This window comes from Gilvimarinus japonicus (assembly GCF_042847215.1).
GTDB lineage: Bacteria > Pseudomonadota > Gammaproteobacteria > Pseudomonadales > Cellvibrionaceae > Gilvimarinus > Gilvimarinus japonicus.
The window spans coordinates 1,406,646-1,421,237 of record NZ_AP031500.1 but is presented as its reverse complement, the minus strand read 5'-3'; the positions used below and the strand labels follow the sequence as shown (position 1 = coordinate 1,421,237).

Annotated in this window: 9 protein-coding genes; 6 read left to right on the top strand and 3 right to left on the bottom strand. The window is 52.3% G+C overall.

Annotated elements, in window-relative coordinates; genetic code table 11:
* Positions 1 to 6 precede the first annotated feature (6 nt).
* The 4 genes from ACGHAD_RS05905 to cysQ all read left to right on the top strand — a co-directional run bounded on the left by ACGHAD_RS05905 (position 7) and on the right by cysQ (position 5,252).
* Positions 7 to 1,902, top strand: coding sequence for an acyltransferase family protein (locus tag ACGHAD_RS05905; RefSeq protein WP_382416450.1), 1,896 nt, complete (start codon positions 7 to 9; stop codon positions 1,900 to 1,902).
* Between the two features lie 256 nt (positions 1,903 to 2,158).
* Positions 2,159 to 3,562 carry a mannose-1-phosphate guanylyltransferase/mannose-6-phosphate isomerase gene (locus tag ACGHAD_RS05900; RefSeq protein ID WP_382416452.1) on the top strand — a complete coding sequence of 468 codons (1,404 nt, stop codon included), beginning with the start codon at positions 2,159 to 2,161 and terminating at the stop codon, positions 3,560 to 3,562.
* 99 nt (positions 3,563 to 3,661) lie between these two features.
* Positions 3,662 to 4,282, top strand: a complete 621-nt coding sequence (gene cysC / locus ACGHAD_RS05895; protein ID WP_382416454.1) for an adenylyl-sulfate kinase — start codon at positions 3,662 to 3,664, stop codon at positions 4,280 to 4,282.
* 178 nt (positions 4,283 to 4,460) lie between these two features.
* Complete coding sequence (cysQ, locus tag ACGHAD_RS05890) at positions 4,461 to 5,252, top strand: 3'(2'),5'-bisphosphate nucleotidase CysQ (protein ID WP_382416456.1); 792 nt, start codon at positions 4,461 to 4,463, stop codon at positions 5,250 to 5,252.
* Between the two features lie 163 nt (positions 5,253 to 5,415).
* Here cysQ and ACGHAD_RS05885 read toward each other — a convergent pair whose 3' ends face one another.
* Together ACGHAD_RS05885 and rapA are read right to left on the bottom strand one after the other, a co-directional pair.
* Positions 5,416 to 5,703 carry a hypothetical protein gene (locus tag ACGHAD_RS05885; RefSeq protein WP_339616229.1) on the bottom strand — a complete coding sequence of 96 codons (288 nt, stop codon included), beginning with the start codon at positions 5,701 to 5,703 and terminating at the stop codon, positions 5,416 to 5,418.
* A gap of 81 nt (positions 5,704 to 5,784) precedes the next feature.
* Positions 5,785 to 8,739 (bottom strand): RNA polymerase-associated protein RapA, encoded by a 2,955-nt coding sequence (gene rapA, locus ACGHAD_RS05880; protein WP_382416458.1) that lies wholly within the window; start codon positions 8,737 to 8,739, stop codon positions 5,785 to 5,787.
* A gap of 206 nt (positions 8,740 to 8,945) precedes the next feature.
* Here rapA and ACGHAD_RS05875 point away from each other — a divergent pair, with 206 nt between their 5' ends.
* Together ACGHAD_RS05875 and metH are read left to right on the top strand one after the other, a co-directional pair.
* Positions 8,946 to 9,851, top strand: coding sequence for a D-hexose-6-phosphate mutarotase (locus ACGHAD_RS05875; RefSeq protein WP_382416459.1), 906 nt, complete (start codon positions 8,946 to 8,948; stop codon positions 9,849 to 9,851).
* A gap of 153 nt (positions 9,852 to 10,004) precedes the next feature.
* A complete protein-coding gene (gene metH, locus ACGHAD_RS05870) occupies positions 10,005 to 13,715 on the top strand; it encodes a methionine synthase (protein ID WP_382416460.1) in 3,711 nt (1,236 codons plus the stop codon).
* A 400-nt stretch (positions 13,716 to 14,115) separates the two neighbouring features.
* On the opposite strand, the gene ACGHAD_RS05865 is transcribed toward metH, so the two are convergent.
* Positions 14,116 to 14,592, bottom strand: a complete 477-nt coding sequence (locus ACGHAD_RS05865; RefSeq protein WP_382416462.1) for a hypothetical protein — start codon at positions 14,590 to 14,592, stop codon at positions 14,116 to 14,118.

Here is a 14,592-nt window from a genome sequence, read left to right as displayed (position 1 = left end):
GTACAAGTGAAGCTAGCCTATAGACCAGAAATCGATGGACTGAGAACAATTGCGGTATTGGCCGTCATCGCCTACCACCTTGAGGTGGTGTTAGGTGGTATGCAGTTATTAAAGGGGGGCTTTTTAGGCGTTGATATCTTTTTTGTGATTTCGGGCTTTTTGATTACCTCTATCATTATGTCGGAATATCACAGCCCACAGGGCTTTTCTTTGGGAAACTTTTATGAAAGGCGGGCTAGAAGGCTTCTGCCCGCGCTATTCACGGTTATTTTGTTCTCTTTTCCTGTGGCTTGGTACCTTTTACTTCCCTCACAGCTTGAAGATTTTGCCAAATCTGTACTTAGTACATTGGCATTTGGCTCTAACTTTTATTGGCACATAGGCCTGCAAGAATATGGTGCCGAGTCGGCACAGCTAAAACCATTGCTTCACACCTGGACCTTAGCCATTGAAGAGCAATACTACATATTTTTTCCATTAATATTACTGACAATATATAAATGGTGTAAATCGCATACAGTAACAATTTTGCTAGCCTTGCTGTTGCTCAGCCTGCAATTCGCAGTGTACATCACGCCTATTGATCACTCATTCTCTTTCTATATGTTGCCAACCCGGTTTTGGGAGCTTTTAACGGGAAGCCTACTAGCCAATATTCTGTATTATCACCCAAAAGCAAAAAACGACACCCTGCTCAAAAAAGCAATGCCATTTATTGGCTTGTTTCTTATCATCCATTCACTATTTTTTGTTGATTTTGAATCAAACCACCCAGGCTTTATTACCCTGTTACCGGTTCTCGGTACGGCCCTTATTATATGGTTTGGCAATAGAGATGAGCTATTTACAAAGGTACTGTCTAGTAAGTTATTTGTTGGCATTGGATTAATTTCTTACTCACTATACCTTTGGCATTATCCAATATTTGCGTTTGGCCGTATTATTGAGTCAACACCCACATGGCAAAATAAAGTGCTATGGCTACTGCTTACTTTTGCTTTTTCGCTAGCGTCTTACGTGTTAGTCGAACAACCATTCAGAAACAAAAGGGTGATAAAAATCAAACTATTTCTATTAACTTCCGCTTTTATGACGGCATTTATCTCGCTAACAGCTTTTAGCATGATGGAGACTGGTAAAGCTCAGGAAATTGACATAAAAGCTGAAATGCACAAAAGGTTGATATGGGGTGACGGTTTTGAAGTATGCCAACCAATAAGAGAGACCGACACGCTGGATCACAGAGGTTGTAATACACCGGCAGACAAAAAGAACATACTAATCGTTGGAGACAGCATGGCGCCAGATGCCACGCGAATAGTGGGAAATGCCTTCCCCAACTTTAGATATATTATTAGCAATTGCGGTGGTTGCGCCCCTATGACACCCAAACAAGCTGCCGAAACAAGACACCCCGAACGATTTAAGAAGATAAGTAAAATCCGCTACTCAAAAGATGCGCTAAAAGGAATAGATGGCGTAATTATAATGACCTTAATGGCAGACCCAAGATACATAGAAGCGTATGTAAAGCATCTAAAAAATAACGGAATGTCAAACGTCATTATTTTTGGTAATTACATTAAAGTTAAAGATAAGGTGTCAGACTATTACCTAAAGCATAACAATCAAAAGAGCGTTGAAAAGCTCGTTAAAAACAACCTTTTTACTGCGGAAAAATTCATCAACTACGATACGTTAATGGTGTCGATAGCTAAAAAATACTCTATTGACTTTGTCAGCATAAAAAATGATGCCTGCTCGAACGATTCTGACTGCCCAATATTTATTGCCGATAAACCCTTTAGTTGGGATAAACATCATTATAGTGTGGAGTTTTCTAGGCATCTATCCAAGGCAATGAAGGAGTCACTCTTCAATACTTGGCTAGGCTCACTTTGAGAAAGTGTTATTGACTACATGATAAAGGTCTGACAAAAGCGATTTTTGTGCGAAAGTCTTTTTCGAAAAATACCACTGTTAAGCGCCAGATGCTGTAACCCGCTGAGGGATTAACCTCCAGAAGCTATAGGAGCAAGCCACGTCAAATTGACCTTGGCAGATCAAGTTAACTTGGCGAGAAGCCTTAGAATTAAGTGATGTTCACCTTTTTTAAAATTTATACAGCTAAAAAATTACTTAGCGAGGAAGCAGTTACATGATTTTTCCTGTAGTTCTGTCCGGAGGCTCTGGCAGCCGCCTCTGGCCAATGTCTAGGGAGTTGTATCCCAAACAGTTTTTACCTTTAGTGGGTGAATACACTTTGTTACAAGAAACGCTGCAGAGGTTAGACGGACTAAACCCCAGAACCTCTATTTTGGTCTGTAACGAGGAGCATCGCTTTTTAGCGGCCGAGCAGCTGCGCCAAATCGGCCAGCTCGATCATAATATTATTTTGGAGCCTGCGGGTAAAAATACCGCCCCCGCGATTGCGCTGGCGGCTTTTACTGCGCTGGAGTCAGACCCCGAAGCCGTTTTGTTGGTGTTGCCAGCCGATCATGTGATTAACGATGCCGACTCATTTCGCGACGTCGTAAAAAAGGCCACAATTGCTGCGCAGCGAGGCGATTTGGTAACCTTTGGCGTGATTCCCAGCTACCCTGAAACAGGTTATGGCTATATTAGGGGTGACGCGGGTGGTGAGCTTGGCCAGACGGTTAAAAGTTTTGTCGAGAAACCAGATTTAGAGACCGCCAAGGCTTATTTAGCCAGTGGTGACTACTACTGGAACAGCGGTATGTTTTTGTTTCGGGCCGATCGCTACTTGGAGGAGCTGGCTCAGCACCGACCCGAGATATACCAGGCCTGCCAAGCGGCTTTTGCTAGCCCAGAAGAGGACCTGGATTTTATTCGAGTCAACAAAGAGGCATTTTATCTTTGCCCTTCTGAATCCATTGATTATGCCGTGATGGAGCATACCGATCGCGCGATTGTATTTCCTCTGGATGTCGGGTGGAGTGATGTAGGCTCTTGGTCTTCTATGGCCGACGTTGCCAAAAAGGACGACTCAGGCAACACCAGTAAGGGTGACGTGATTCAGCACAACAGCCGCGATACCTATGTGTTTGCTGAGAATGCGTTAGTCAGCACGGTGGGGCTGGATGGCATAGTGGTTGTGCAAACAAAAGATGCCTTATTGGTGGCCGCGAAAAACCAGGTTCAGGATGTTAAAGCCGTGGTGCAATCGTTAAAAGCCTCTGGGCGAACCGAGCATCGGTTGCACCGAGAGGCGTATCGGCCATGGGGTAAGTATGAGTCCATCGATAGTGGCGATCGGTATCAAGTAAAGCGTATTACGGTAAAGCCGGGAGAAAAGTTATCGGTGCAAATGCACCACCACCGCGCCGAGCACTGGATTGTCGTCTCTGGTACCGCCAAGGTCACTATTGATGACAACACCACCTTGGTTACAGAAAATCAATCTGTTTACATCCCCGTCGGGAGCGTTCACGTGCTGGAAAATCCCGGTCAAATACCACTACAGCTTATTGAGGTTCAAAGCGGGGCTTACCTAGGAGAAGACGACATTGTGCGCTTCGAAGACAAGTATGGGCGCCATTAGCATAAGGCGAAAGCCCCTGCTTTTAGCAAAAATAACAACTCGAGTAAGGCTGACCTAATGACATGCACAATACATTAAACAACCGGAACGAGAAGCGGTATGAGTAAGCCAAACACCCCCTACCAGCTCAAAGACATTACCCTACCCTCTAACGCGGTATGGCATCGGTGTACCGTCAGCAACGCTGCCCGCGCAGAGCTAATGGCTCAGCAGCCTCGATGCATTTGGCTTACCGGGCTATCTGGCTCGGGCAAAAGCACTATTGCCAATGCACTCGATGCGACGTTTAATACCAACGGTATCAAGTCATTCTTGCTTGATGGGGACAATGTTCGACACGGTTTAAACAAAGACCTCGGGATGACCGAAGCAGACCGGGCGGAGAATATCCGCCGGGTTGGAGAGGTTGCTAAACTTATGGTCGATGCCGGCCTGATTGTTATCTGTGCTTTTATTTCACCGTACAACAGAGATCGGCAAATGGTGCGCTCGATTTTTGATTACAATCAGTTTCTTGAGGTTTACTTAGAAACCCCACTGGCGGTGTGTGAAGACCGCGACCCTAAAGGCCTCTACAAAAAAGCTCGCGCTGGTGTAATCAAACAATTTACCGGTATTAGCGACCCCTACGAAACGCCAGAAAACCCTGAGGTAGTCATCAATACCGCCGAACTTTCAACTGGCGATAGCGTAAAGCGTATTATTGCGGCTTTAGCTTAATAAATTTCCGCAGCATAAAACATTTGGGGGCAAGCTCTAGCTGTGGCTCTTAAATGAAAACTGAAATAAATATACCCTGTTATTTGCAATAAATCGCCTATTAAGCATAACGATGACGGTCAAGTATGCCCCTAGCATCGATGCATAACATTGGCTCCTAAGTTGACCCGAGGCTCTTATGTCACTGAATTATTCCGAGCTGCTCAGCAGCGTTGAGCGTATCGCACTAAAAGCCGGCGATGCCATTATGGCTATCTACTCCCGCGAGTTCTCTGTCGAGGAAAAAGAGGACAAAAGCCCACTGACTGAAGCGGATAACGCAGCCCACGACATCATTGCGGCAGGCCTGTTGGCTCTGCCCGAGACTATCCCGGTGCTCTCGGAGGAGGATGTCGAGGGCTTTGCTGGCGCCGATGCCGTCGGTCGCTACTGGCTGGTCGATCCGCTGGATGGCACTAAGGAGTTCATTAAACGCAACGGCGAGTTCACCGTTAATATCGCCTTAATCGCGAACGGCAAGCCCGTGCTGGGGGTTGTGGTGGCGCCGGCGCTCGAGGTTTGCTATCTGGCTGCAGAGGGCGTGGGTGCCTTTAAGGTCGAGGGGGGCGAGAAGACGGCCATCCGGGTAGCCGGTAAGCCCACCCGAGGTACGGCCTGGCGAGTAGTAGGCAGCCGCTCTCACCCGAGCCCAGATTTGGCGGAATGGTTAGAGAAGCTCGGCACCCACGACATGGTGCCCATGGGCAGTTCGCTTAAGCTATGCCTGGTAGCCGAGGGGGCTGCCGATGTCTACCCTCGCCTCGGCCCGACCTGCCTGTGGGATACCGGCGCCGCGCAAGCGGTGGTAGAACAAGCCGGCGGCCGGGTAGAAACTTTGGAGGGTAAACCGCTTTGTTATGCCACCCCGCATAACAAGCTGAACCCGTATTTTGTGGTGTGGGGCTGCCTTAGCAACCCTCAAATCCAGTGAAGCATTCACTATCTGACTCACGCAAAGTCGTTAATAAACAAGTAGCGGTAGGATGTTTGCCCGCCAGCGCCTAGCGACAGTGGGGCTAGGGGCGTAGCCCCAGCGCATAAATAAAATGCGCTGGGGCTGGTTTTTATTTTACATAGAGACCACAGCTATCTGGTTAAAAGTCGTCGTACATCTGTATGTGATAACCGCCTTCAAGCGCTTCGCTTAAGGCTTTATCGGCCGCGACGACGCGCTTGTCCTCGAGCAATGAGGCTGGCACGCCTTTGCGCTTGCTGATGTTGATATCGGTAAAGCCGGCGCGCATCAAATAAATTTTGCACAACTGCTCTGCACCAAACAGATCGGTAAAATTAATGTAAACAATAAAAGGCACGGTTTTGCCGGCTTTTACGTCTTCATCAATGTCCTTGCGCGCGGTGGCGTCGGCGGAGAATATGTACATAGATGCCTCTAAAAAATGTCTGATGTCAGAGGCCCGAGGTCAGACTCATCAGACGTCAGACATCGGACTTCAGACGTAAATTCATACCGCCACAATCACCCGAACCGCATCGAGCTTGAGGCTCGCTTGCTCAAGGTGTGCAACGGTATCGTCTAGCTGCTGTTGTAATTGCTCGATCTCGGTTTGGCGCACATTGGGGTTCACCTTAGCCAAATCTTGCAACCGGGTAATTTCGGCGCCCAACAATTGCCTGGCACTATCGAGGGCGGCATTAACCTGCACATCGCGCTCGGGGGCCATCATCTCTTCGGCGCTGTCGAGCAAGGTGGCAATTTGTGCGCGCGAATGTCGCACTAACTCTTGCGAGGTGGCGCGCGGTACTTTTTGCACCACTTTGGCCAGTTTATCGGGGCTGAGCACCGCGGCAAAGTTTTTACCGTTTACATCCAACAGCACTCGCATCACCGCGTCTTGTAAATAACGGGTTAATTGCAGCTGTGGCGGGGCTGGGCAATGTAAACAAAATACTGCCTCGACCATGAGCGTGCCGGGCTTTAACGGTGGCAGCTTTAAGGTGGCCACCGCCGTATTACCAAACTCAGTATCGAGGATTAACTCCATCGCGCCGCTTACCAGTGGATGCTCCCAGGTGGCAAAGCTAATGTCATCGCGCTCCAGCGCTTGCTGGCGATCAAAGGTAATGGTTAAGCCAGACTCGGGTAAGCCCGGAAACGGATCAACCCGCATATGTTCGCCCGGGTGCAGCACCCAGCTGTTTTCGCTGTGGCGCTCGTATTCGACATTAAAGCTGTCCAGCACACGCATTAAAAACTCGGGCAGAACCGCGCCCTCGTCTTGTTGCTGTAGCTGCTCGACTAATTGCGCAGCCACTTGTGGGCGACAGGAATTTAGCTCGAGCAAACGATCGCGGCCCGCTTGCAACTCGGCATTGAGCGCCTGCGAGAAACTCGCCGTTTCATCGACTAAGGTGTTAAGCGCCTCACCGCTGTCCGTGCGCATGGCTTGTGTTAGCGCATCGCCAAAGCGGTTAAACGCGGCGTGGCCAATGGCGCAGGTATGGGTAAACGCGTTAATGCCCTCGTGGTACCAACGGGCCAGTTTTTCTTGTGCGGTTAACCCCTCGGGCGCGGTGTACAGGGGTACGTGCAGGTGGATCTCGCCCGCTTGCCCAATACGGTCTAAGCGGCCGATACGCTGCTCTAATAAATCGGGGTTAAGGGGTAAATCAAATAACACTAAATCTTGCGCGAATTGAAAGTTGCGCCCTTCACTGCCGATCTCGGAGGCGATCAGCACCTGGGCGCCGTCTTCCATATCGGCAAAATACGCCGCGGCGCGGTCGCGGGCAATTAGGTTCATGCTCTCGTGAAAAACCGCCGAGGCAACGCCCTGGCGCAGCCGCAAATACAACTCTAGCTCTTGCGCGGTATCGCCATCGGCGCAAATCACCAAGATTTTTTGGCCGCGGCGGGCTTTAACAAACTCTTTTAACCAGAGCACGCGTGGGTCATGCAACCACCAATCGCCTTGGTCGGCCCAGTAGTACTCGGGGTGTAATTGCGTACTCAGCTCACGCTCGCCCAGGGCGCTGGCATCGGGCGCCTCTAACGCAATGGGGTGCTCGTGCAAGTGGCGGGTCGGAAAGCCCTTTACCGCGTGGCGCGTATTGCGCAGCAACACCCGGCCCGTGCCGTGACGGTCGAGCAATACCGTTACCAACTCATCAATGGCAGCGGCCAGCGATTGCTGCTGGGCCTTTTGTTTGGCGCTGGCAATGGCGTCGGCGTCCAGATACTCGGCGAGCGCCGTCCACTGCTGTGCAGGCAAGCTGCCGCTGGCGTCGGTGTCCTCGGGCCGCTCAGCCAGTATTTGCTCAACCAAGTCGCTTAACGGTTTATAGCTTTGTTGCTCGGCTATAAAGGTTTCAAAGTCGTAATAACGGCTGGGGTCTAACAGCCGCAGCCGGGCAAAGTGGCTCTCAAGTCCCAGCTGCTCGGGCGTGGCCGTTAACAGCAACAAACCTTTAGCGCGCTCGGCCAACTGCTCGATGGCCACATACTCGTCGCTGGCGTGGCTTGGGCTCCAGCTTAGGTGATGCGCCTCGTCCACCAGCAGCATGTCCCAGTCGGCCGCCAGTGCCTGCTTTAAGCGTTGCTCGTTGCCCGTTAAAAAATCTAACGAGCACAACACCAACTGCGCTGTCTCAAACGGGTTAACCTCGTCGTCTTCTTGCTCCAGACTGTCTAAAAACTGAACGTCGTCCATCTCAAAGTCGAGCATCTCATCGCCCGAACCATCCAGCGCCTGGCAGCGCTCTTCATCAAGTAAGGTAAACGACAGGTTAAAGCGGCGCAGCATCTCGACCAGCCACTGATGCAGCAAAGCTGGCGGCACCACCACCAAAGCGCGCTGGGTGCGCCCGGTAAGCAACTGGCGGTGCAAAATTAGGCCCGCCTCAATGGTTTTACCCAGGCCGACTTCATCGGCCAGCAATACCCGCGGGGCAAAGCGGCTGGCCACTTGCTCGGCAATATGCATCTGGTGGGGCAACAGCGACACTTTAGGCCCGGCCAGGCCAAACACATCGCTGCTTTGAATCTGGTGTCGCAGGTTTTGACTGCGATAGCGCAAAGCAAAGTGGTTACTGCGGTCAACCTGCCCCGAGAACAAACGCTCGCGCGGCTTACTAAACTGCACAAAACTGTCGAGCTCAAATTCGGGAACGGCAATAACCTCGCCGTCGTCGCTTAAGGCTTGATACAACAAACAACCGCCCTGCTCGATCACTTGCTGCACCACCAGCCACTGCCCTGCTTGATGCTTAACGCGCTCGCCCTCGGCGTAGCGCACCCGGCTTAGGGGCGCCTCTTGCAGTGAATAAGTGCGACGTTGTTCGGCGGCGGGAAACCCGATATCCACCGTACCGCCACTGACTTGTAACACAACACCCAAACCCAGCTCGGGCTCAGTATCACTCACATAGCGTTGACCGACAGTAACTGCTGTTTGCGACACACTGACCTCAATATTGTTAAACGGGCGCGCATAATACTGTGACTCGCCCTATAACGAAACCTTAAACCGGTTACCAGTGCCCTGCGCGATGCCCGCGAATTTGTTAAAATAGGCGACACAGAGCGGCCACTGCCGGGTTAACCGAGACAGATTACACCACTAGAGCCGCCGCCACGCCACACATGTAAAACCACAGCGAGCCCCACATGACCGACTCTTTAAGCGATATCATCGCCCGTTGCGATTTTCTCGAACTGACCGACAGCGCTAGCCTCTACCCCCACAATCCAGGCACAGGCCTTGCGCTACTGCAAATTAACACCCCTAAATGTCAGGCGACTCTGGCACTTAACGGCGCACAACTAATGCGTTTTACCCCCACCGGCGGTGACGAGCTGCTGTGGGTCAGTCCCCAGTGCAACTTTAGTGAGGGCGCCAGCCTGCGCGGCGGCATTCCGCTTTGCCTGCCCTGGTTTGGCCCACACCCCAGCGACAGCAACCAGCCCAATCACGGCATTGCCCGCACCCAACCGTGGGATCTATTGGCCGCCCACATCGATGAGCAAGGCCGCGCGCGTCTAAAACTGGGGCTACAACACCAAGCCGACGCTCAGTTTGCCCACGACTTTAACGCCGAGCTGACCCTAACCCTGGGCGACACACCAACCCTTGAGCTAGCCCTCACTAATAATAGCCAATCGGCATTTAATGCCAGCTGGGTCATGCACACGTATTTTGCCGTTAGCGATATTAGCCAAGTGCGGATCGAAGGCCTGGATGGCCGCGAGTACGCCGATAAAGTCGCCGGCGGCGCCCGCTTTACCCAAAGCGGGCCCGTCACCTTTGCCGGCGAAGTAGACCGCGTATACGAGGATATTCAACTCCCCGTCACCATTGACGATCACAATCGCCGCCTGCAGGTAGCGGGCGACGCGTGCCCCAGCGTGGTGACTTGGAACACCGGTGCCGAGCTGGCCGCCAAAGTGGACGATATTGGCCCCGGCAACCACACCGGCTACGTCTGTGTCGAGCGCGGCGCCTGCCTAAACGATACCTGGCAAGTAGCCGCAGGCGAAACTCGCCGCGCGCAAATGAGCATTACCCTCGGTTAACGCCAACACGCCCCTTGCAAGGGCGAGCCATCCGCGCCCTATCGTCGGCCAAATACTGGTAAAATGCGCGGCCAGCATCAAAGCCGGTGCCCCAAAAGCACCGGTCGCCGGCCTACACCACCCGATACATAAGTTGAGACACAGGTTTTCTGCATGAGTGCTACCGATCGCGACCAACGCATTGCCCAATTAAAACAAGCCATAACCGAGCGCATTTTAGTGCTCGACGGCGGTATGGGCACCCAGATTCAGAGCCTCAAGCTCTCGGAGGCGGACTATCGCGGTACGCGCTTTGCCGATTACCCCAGTGATGTTAAGGGCAACAACGATTTGCTCAACCTCACCCAACCCGAGATGATGAAACAAATTCATCGGGAGTACCTAGAGGCCGGCGCCGACATTATTGAAACCAACACCTTTAACTCGACTCAGGTGTCTATGGCCGATTACGGCATGGAAAGCCTGGCGTACGAATTAAATTTGCAGGGCGCACGCATCGCCCGCGAGGTGGCCGACGAGCTAACCGCCGACAACCCAGCCAAACCCCGCTATGTGACCGGTGTACTGGGGCCCACCTCGCGCACTTGCTCGATCTCACCCGACGTAAACGATCCGGGCGCGCGCAACGTCACCTTCGATCAATTGGTCGAGAACTATATCGAGGCCACTAAAGCGTTGATTGAAGGCGGCTCGGATTTAATTCTTATCGAAACCATCTTCGACACCCTCAACGCAAAAGCCGCCATTTTTGCCGTGCAAGAGGTGTTTGACGAATTAGGTTTTGAGCTGCCCATTATGATCTCGGGCACCATTACCGATGCCTCGGGCCGCACGCTCTCGGGCCAAACCACCGAGGCGTTTTACAACTCGCTGGCCCACGCCAAGCCCATCTCCATCGGCCTTAACTGCGCCCTGGGTGCGGCCGAGTTGCGCCAATATGTGCAAGAGCTGTCGCGCGTCGCTAACTGCTATGTATCCGCACACCCCAACGCCGGCCTGCCCAACGAGTTTGGTGAGTACGATCAAGAGCCAGACGAAATGGCCGTGATTGTCGAAGAGTTTGCCAGCGCCGGTTTTTTAAACATCATCGGCGGTTGCTGCGGCACCCGACCCGACCACATTCAAGCCATTGCCGAGGCCGTAGCGAAACACCCGCCGCGCCAAATCCCGGACATCGAGCCCGCCTGTCGTTTATCCGGCCTTGAGCCCTTTAACATCACCAAAGACTCGCTGTTTGTGAATGTCGGCGAGCGTTGTAACGTGACCGGCTCGGCGCGCTTTAAACGCCTGATTGTCGAAGAGGATTACGACACCGCGCTGGAAGTGGCGCTAGAGCAAGTCGAAGGCGGCGCCCAGGTCATCGACATCAACATGGACGAAGGCATGCTCGATGCCGAGGCCGCCATCGTTCGTTTTTTAAACCTGATTGCCGGCGAGCCGGATATCTCCCGCGTGCCCATTATGGTGGACTCCTCCAAGTGGGAGGTCATCGAAGCCGGCCTTAAGTGTATTCAGGGCAAAGGCATTGTTAACTCCATCAGCATGAAAGAAGGCGAGCAGGAGTTTATCGACAAAGCCCGCCTATGCATGCGCTACGGCGCTGCCGTGGTGGTGATGGCGTTTGACGAGCAAGGCCAGGCCGACACCGCTGCGCGTAAAAAAGAAATTTGCGAGCGCTCGTATCGCTTACTGGTGGATAAAGTCGGCTTCCCACCCGAAGACATTATTTTTGACCCGAACATCTTTGCCGTAGCCACCGGTATTGAAGAGCACAACAACTACGCAGTAGATTTTATCGAAGCCACCGCCTGGATTCGCGAGAACCTGCCCCACGCCGGCGTTTCGGGTGGTGTGTCCAACGTGTCTTTCTCGTTCCGGGGCAACAACCCAGTGCGCGAGGCCATCCACTCGGTATTTTTGTACCACGCCATTAAAGTCGGCATGAACATGGGCATCGTTAACGCCAGCCAGCTTGCGGTGTACGATGACCTGCCCGACGAGCTGCGCAACAAAGTCGAAGATGTGATTTTAAATCGCACCGACGAGGGCACCGAAGCGCTGCTGGATATTGCCGAGAAATATCGCGAAGGCGGCAGCGGCGTCGCCAAAAAAGAAGATTTAGAGTGGCGCGGCTGGGACGTTAAAAAGCGCATGGAGCACTCGCTGGTTAAAGGCATCTCCACTTACATTATTGAAGACACCGAAGAAGCCCGCCAGCAAGCCGAGCGCCCGTTGGATGTGATTGAAGGCCCCTTAATGGACGGCATGAATGTAGTGGGCGATTTGTTCGGCGCCGGTAAAATGTTCTTGCCCCAGGTGGTTAAATCGGCCCGCGTGATGAAGCAATCGGTCGCCTATTTACAGCCTTACATCGAAGCCGAAAAAGTCGAGGGCGCCCGCCCCAACGGCAAAATTTTAATGGCCACCGTAAAAGGCGACGTACACGACATTGGTAAAAACATTGTCGGTGTGGTGCTGCAGTGTAATAACTTTGAAGTGGTCGACATGGGCGTTATGGTGCCCGGCGAAAAAATCATCCAAACCGCGATCGAGCAAAACTGCGACATCATCGGCTTGTCGGGGTTAATCACCCCATCGCTGGACGAAATGGTCAGTGTCGCCCGCGAGATGGAGCGCCAAGGTATAGACAAACCCCTGCTGATTGGCGGTGCCACCACCTCCAAAGCCCACACCGCGGTTAAAATTGACCCGGCGTTTGATTTAAACCAAGTAGTGTACGTAGCCGACGCCTCCCGCGCCGTAGGCGTTTGCAGCACCTTATTATCCGACACGGCCCGCGACCCATTTGTGGCCAAACTCAAAGATGAATACGAGGCCGTACGCGTACGTAACGCCAACCGCAAACCACGCGGCACCCTGCGCACCTACCCCGACGCCATCGAGCACGGCTTTAAAGCCGACTGGGACAACTACACCCCACCCAAACCCGCTTTTACCGGCGTTAAAGTGTTTGACGACTACCCGCTAACCGATGTGCTCGACACCATCGACTGGACACCGTTTTTTATCAGTTGGGATTTGGCCGGTAAGTACCCCAAAATTCTCACCGATGAAGTGGTCGGCGAAGCCGCCACCAATTTGTTTGAAGATGCCCAAGCCATGCTCAAAAGGCTGATTGACGAAAAGCTCTTAACCGCACGCGCGGTGATTGGCTTTTGGCCCGCCAACACCGTCAACCACGACGACATTGCCGTCCACGACGATGACGGCAACGAACTGGCACGCCTGCATCACCTGCGTCAGCAACAGCAAAAGCCCGGCAACAAAAAACCCAACTACTCGCTGGCCGACTTTGTCGCCCCTAAAGAATCCGGCAAGCAAGACTACGTCGGCGGCTTTGCCGTCACCGCCGGCATCGGCGCCGAAGAGCTGGCACAGCAATACAAAGACGCCGGCGATGACTACAACAGTATTATGGTCAAAGCCCTGGCCGACCGCTTAGCCGAAGCCCTGGCCGAACATATGCACAAACGCGTGCGCACCGAGTTTTGGGGCTACGTGCAAGACGAACAGCTGGACAACGACGACCTTATCCGCGAGCGCTACCAAGGCATACGCCCCGCCCCCGGCTACCCCGCCTGCCCCGACCACACCGAGAAAGGCACCCTGTTTAAACTGCTGGATGCCGAAAAGAACACCGGCCTGGAGCTGACCGAACACTACGCCATGTTCCCCACCGCCGCTGTGTCTGGCTGGTACTTCTCGCATCCAGAATCCGAGTATTTTGCCATCGGCAAAATCGAGAAAGATCAGGTCGCATCCATTGCCGAGCGTAAGGGGATGAGTTTGGTGGATATGGAGCGGTGGTTGAGTCCTGTGTTGGGGTATGAGCCGGGGAAGTAGGGTTTTAGTCTTCATACCGGCCTTTGGCCGGCATGAATAAGATTGCACCGCCAAAGGCGGAAGCTTTTGATATGCCCGTGTCGCCGGGCGTTGCGAAGTACTTTTCGTTTCGCGACGAAAAGTACTCAAAAGGCGCGCCCCCAACATATCCAGCCCTACGGGTTCCCTCATTCCAGCTGATTTTAACGGCCCGGATTGACAGCGCGTCCATGCGCTGACAATCCTCTCGCACACGTCCTGTGTGCTCAACCGATAAAATAAGCCTCCATTCGGCTGTATCTACGGGGGATCTAAAAGCGGTGCTTCGTAGTCATCAACAAATGAAATTAACGGTTCAAGACTTGCCCCAACAACCTGTGAAGGTCAGTCTTTTGGGATCGGAACGAAATACAGAGACTTATCAAAACTGATCCCCATATTGTTCAATAATCTCTCTTATTTTCTGTGCCGCTAAAAAGACCTGGAGCGCTACAAAACCAGAAACCCCTACAGCCGCAAAAAAAACTAAACCAATTATGGCCAAAGAAAAAGTATCGGGAAAAATCCAAATCGATATTATTGAGATAGAGCTTATTGCTGCCAAAATATAGGCTGTATAAAGCCTATCTGTAATGCGATAAAAATCTAACCACTCGTACAACTGCTTATTCCCTTTATCAAAGGGAGCACGAACTTTGGATGAAAGCCTGAATGTGATACCTGAAAACAGCAACGGCAATGTGGGAAGCCATTTCCAGACCTCATCATTAGCACCAATTTTTTCGCCCACCACAATCAAAGGATATGGATAAACATATAGAAGTGCGATAAGCCCCAAAATCCATGCGAACTCTGGCGAGACAAATGTAAATCGAACGACATCCAAGATTCTTTTCAT